Source organism: Isoptericola sp. NPDC057391 (genome assembly GCF_042668085.1).
Taxonomy (GTDB): Bacteria; Actinomycetota; Actinomycetes; order Actinomycetales; family Cellulomonadaceae; genus Isoptericola.
On the sequence record NZ_JBHVBO010000256.1, the window covers coordinates 1 to 4,615 of the forward strand.

The following is a 4,615-nucleotide window of genomic DNA, read 5'->3' on the forward strand; positions in this document are numbered from 1 at the left end:
GCTGCCGGGCGCGCACTCGCCGACGTCGTCCACGGCCACGACCTCGAAGCCGTGCGTGCCGCCGAGCTCCACCATCGTGGCGAGCGTGCCGGCGTTGCCCTTGCCGAACCGGACGTCGTGGCCCACGACGACGGTGCGCGCGCCCAGGCCGTCGACGAGGTAGCGGGTGACGAACTCCTCGGGCGTCTGGGAGGCGAGGTCGAGCGTGTACGGCACGACCAGCACCGCGTCGAGGCCCGCGCGGCCCATGAGGTCGAGCCGGTCGCGCAGCCCGGTCAGCAGCTCGGGCGCCGTCTCCGGGCGGTGCACCTGGGCCGGGTGCGGGTCGAACGTGAGCGCCACCGCGAGGCGGTCGTCGGCGCGGGCCAGGCCCACGAGGCGCCCCAGCACCGCCTGGTGGCCGCGGTGGACGCCGTCGAAGTTGCCGATCGTGACGACCGACGGGCCGAAGCCGCCGGGGACCTGGTCCAGGTCCGTGAACACCTGCACGCGTCGCGCTCCGTCTCGTCGAGGTCGGCTGGTCGGCGCCCGCACCGGGTGCCGACCGTCAAGGATAGACCGCCGCGCCCCGCGGGCCGGCGCCGGTGCTCCGCTCCCCGGTCACCCGTCCGCCGGCGCGAGCACGAGCACGGGCTTCGCCAGCGCCTCGCCCCGCCGACGGGTGTCCTCCAGCAGCGCGACCAGCGTGCCGTCCGGGCCGATCGCGGCGACCGTGCCGCGGTCGCCGCTGGCCGGCACCCACTGGCCGTAGCCGAGGGCCCGTGCCTCGTCCGCCGTGAGCTCGCGCACGGGGAACGTCGCACGGGCGGCGTCCGCGAGCGGGAGCGTCGCGAGCACGCCGTCGGCGTCGGCCTGGGCCTCGAGCTCCTCCAGGGTGCTGGCGCCGGCGAGGTCGTAGCCACCCACCCGGGTGCGGCGCAGGGCGGTGAGGTGGCCGCCCGTCCCGAGCGCGGCGCCCAGGTCGCGGGCGAGCGCCCGGACGTACGTCCCCGAGGACACGACGACCGTCACGTCGACGTCGAGCACGGCCACGCCGTCGTCCGTCGTCGCGGTGCGCGAGCCGAGCACGTCGAAGCGGCTCACCGTGACCGGCCGGGCCTCCAGGACGACGTCCTCCCCCGCCCGGGCGCGCGCGTAGGCACGCCTGCCGTCCACCTTGATCGCGCTCACCGTGGTGGGCACCTGCCGGATGTCGCCCGTCAGCGCGGCCACCGCGCGCGCCAGGTCGGCGTCGTCGACGCCCTCACCGACGCCGGCCGTCTCGACGGTCTCGCCCTCCGCGTCGTCGGTCGTCGTGGCGACCCCCAGGCGGATCGTCGCGTCGTACGCCTTGTCCGCGCCGACCACGTACGTGAGCAGTTTCGTGGCCCGGCCGACCCCGACGACGAGCACGCCCGTCGCCATGGGGTCGAGGGTCCCCGCGTGCCCGACCTTGCGGGTGCCCGCCAGCCGCCGGCACCGGCCGACGACGTCATGGCTGGTCCAGCCCGCGGGCTTGTCCACGACGAGGAAGCCGTCGGGCGCGGTCGGGCGGCGGGGCGGGCGCTGCTCCGTCGATGCGAGCGGGCCGCTCACTCTGCCTCGTCGTCCTCGCGCGGCTTGCGGTACGGGTCCTCCTCGCCGGCGAAGCCCTTGCCCTCGCGCAGCGCGGCGAGCTCGGCGTCCCGGCGCTGCGCCTCGATGAGGGCGGCGTCCAGGTGGGCGGCGTTCTCCGGCATCGAGTCCAGGAAGAACTCGACGGTCGGGGTGAGCCGCACGCCCGTCTGCTTGCCGACCTCCGAGCGGATCATGCCCTTGGCGCTCTCCAGCGCCGCGGCGGTGCCCGCCCGCTCCTCGTCCGTGCCGAACACCGTGTAGAACACCGAGGCGTTCTGCAGGTCGCCGGTGACGCGCACGTCGGTCACCGTGACGAACCCGAGCCGCGGGTCCTTGATCCGCGTGTCGAGCAGCTGCGCGACGATCTCCTTGATGCGGTCCGCGAGCTTGCGGGCACGCGGGTTCTCGGGCCTGTCGCCCTTGGGGCCGGGCATGTGTGTCTCCCTCTCTCGACGCCGACGGCGCCCCGCCCTGCCCTGCTCCTGTCGAAGCGGGGCGGGGCGGGACGCCGTCGGGCTGAACCTTGCGGCGCGACCGTCAGGCGCGCGGCTTCTCGCGCATCTCGAAGGTCTCGATGATGTCACCCTCGGTGATGTCGTTGAACGACCCGAGGCCGATACCGCACTCGAAGCCCTCGCGGACCTCGGTGACGTCGTCCTTCTCGCGACGCAGCGACTCGATCGTCAGGTCGTCCCCGATGATCTTGCCGTCGCGCTTCACCCGGGCCTTGGTGTTGCGGCGGATGGTGCCCGACCGGATGATCGAGCCCGCGATGTTGCCGAACTTCGAGGAGCGGAAGACCTGGCGGATCTCCGCCGTGCCCAGCTGGGCCTCCTCGTACTCCGGCTTGAGCATGCCCTTGAGGGCCGCCTCGACGTCCTCGATCGCCTGGTAGATGACCGAGTAGAACTTGACCTCGACGCCCTCGCGGTCCGCGAGGTCCTCGACGCGCTCGCCGAACTTCACGTTGAAGCCGATGATGATCGCGTTGTCGACCGTGGCCAGGTTGACGTCGTTCTGCGTGATCGCACCGACGCCGCGGTGGATGACGCGCAGCTCGACCTCGTCGCCGACGTCGATCTTGAGCAGCGCGTCCTCCAGGGCCTCGACGGCACCGGAGACGTCGCCCTTGAGGACCAGGTTGAGCGTCTCGACCTTGCCCTGCTCGAGCGCCTTCGTGAAGTCCTCGAGGCTGATGCGCTTGCGGCGCTTGGCCAGCAGTGCGGCACGCTCGGCGGCCTCGCGCTTCTCGGCGATCTGACGGGCGGTGCGCTCGTCGGGCGCCACCAGGAAGGTGTCGCCCGCGCTCGGCACGGACGCGAGACCCAGCACCAGGACCGGACGGGCCGGGCCCGCCTCGGTCACCGCGGTGCCGTGCTCGTCGAACATGGCGCGGACACGGCCGTGCGCGGTGCCGGCGACGATGGCGTCGCCGACGCGCAGCGTGCCCGACTGGACGAGGACGGTCGCGACGGCGCCGCGGCCCTTGTCGAGGTTGGCCTCGATGGCCACGCCTCGGGCGTCCTTGTCCGGGTTCGCCCGCAGGTCCAGCGAGGCGTCCGCGGTGAGCAGCACCGCCTCGAGGAGCTGGTCGATGCCCTGGTTCTGCTTCGCGGAGACGTCGACGAACATCGTCTCGCCGCCGTACTCCTCGGCCACCAGGTTGTACTCGGTGAGCTGCTGGCGGATCTTGTCGGGGTTCGCCCCCTCCTTGTCCACCTTGTTCACCGCGACCACGATCGGCACGTTCGCCGCCTGGGCGTGGTTGAGCGCCTCCACCGTCTGCGGCATGACGCCGTCGTCGGCGGCGACCACGAGGATCGCGATGTCCGTCACCTGGGCACCACGGGCACGCATGGCGGTGAACGCCTCGTGACCCGGGGTGTCGATGAAGGTGATCGGACGGTCGACGCCCTCGTGCTCGCGGCGCACCTGGTAGGCACCGATGTGCTGGGTGATGCCGCCGGCCTCGCCGGAGACGACGTCGGTCTGGCGGATCGCGTCGAGAAGACGCGTCTTGCCGTGGTCGACGTGACCCATGACGGTGACGACCGGCGGGCGCGGCATGAGGTCCTCGTCCGACTCGTCGGCCTCCTCGGCCTCCAGGTCGATGTCGAAGGACCCGAGCAGCTCGCGGTCCTCCTCCTCGGCCGACACCATCTCGATGACGTAGCCGAGCTCGGCGGCCAGCGTGCCGAACGTGTCCTCGTCGAGCGACTGCGTCGCGGTCGCCATCTCACCGAGGTGGAACAGGACCGTGACGAGGCTCGCGGGGTTCGCGTCGATCTTGTCGGCGAAGTCGTTCAGCGACGAGCCGTGGCGCAGGCGGACGACGGTCGAGCCGTTGCCGCGAGGGACCTGCACGCCGCCGAGCGACGGCGCCTGCATCTGCTCGAACTCCTGGCGCTTCGCCCGCTTCGACTTGCGCCCGCGGACCGGACGCCCGCCGGCGCGACCGAACGCACCCTGCGTGGAGCCGCGACCGGCACCGCCGCGACCGCCGGGACGACCGCCGAAGCCGCCGCCGCCGGGGCGGAAGCCGCCACCGGCGCCGCCGCCCGGGCCGCCACCGCGACCGCCGCCGCGACCGCCACCCGAGGGCGCCGGGCGCTCGCCCGGGCGCGGCATCGAGGTCTTGCCCGGCATCATGCCGGGGTTCGGGCGCGGACCGCCGGGGCGGGGCGCCGCGGGACGCGGGCCGCCGGGGCGGGGGCCGCCCGGACGGGGACCGCCGGGACGCTCGCCGGAGCGCTCGGGCGCAGCCTCGCCGCGGTCCGGGCGCTGGCCGGGCCGAGGCATGCCCTGGCTCGACGCGAACGGGTTGTTGCCCGGGCGGGGACCACCGGCGCCACCGGGGCGCTGCCCCTGGCGCGGCATGCCCTGGCTGGACGCGAACGGGTTGTTGCCCGGACGCGGGGCGCGACCGCCCTTGCCGCCGTCGCGACCGTCACGGCCGCCGTCGCGCTGCTCGCGCGCGGCCGGAGCCGGCTTCGGCGCCGCGGGACGCGGACCAGGGGTC

General features: G+C 74.1%; 3 protein-coding genes and 1 pseudogene. All 4 read right to left on the bottom strand.

The window, feature by feature from the left end:
• Positions 1–489: pseudogene (locus ACFUVW_RS19710) on the bottom strand (bifunctional riboflavin kinase/FAD synthetase); the annotation flags it as partial.
• A gap of 111 nt (positions 490–600) precedes the next feature.
• On the bottom strand, positions 601–1,575 hold the full coding sequence (gene truB / locus ACFUVW_RS19715) for a tRNA pseudouridine(55) synthase TruB (RefSeq protein ID WP_430572992.1): 975 nt from the start codon (positions 1,573–1,575) through the stop codon (positions 601–603).
• Positions 1,572–2,030: a 30S ribosome-binding factor RbfA gene (gene rbfA, locus ACFUVW_RS19720; RefSeq protein WP_430572993.1), complete on the bottom strand. Its 459-nt coding sequence runs from the start codon at positions 2,028–2,030 to the stop codon at positions 1,572–1,574. The genes truB and rbfA overlap by 4 nt, the downstream gene beginning before the upstream one ends.
• Before the next feature lie 103 nt (positions 2,031–2,133).
• On the bottom strand, positions 2,134–4,615 hold a 2,482-nt coding region (infB, locus tag ACFUVW_RS19725), incomplete at its 5' end, for a translation initiation factor IF-2 (RefSeq protein ID WP_430572994.1).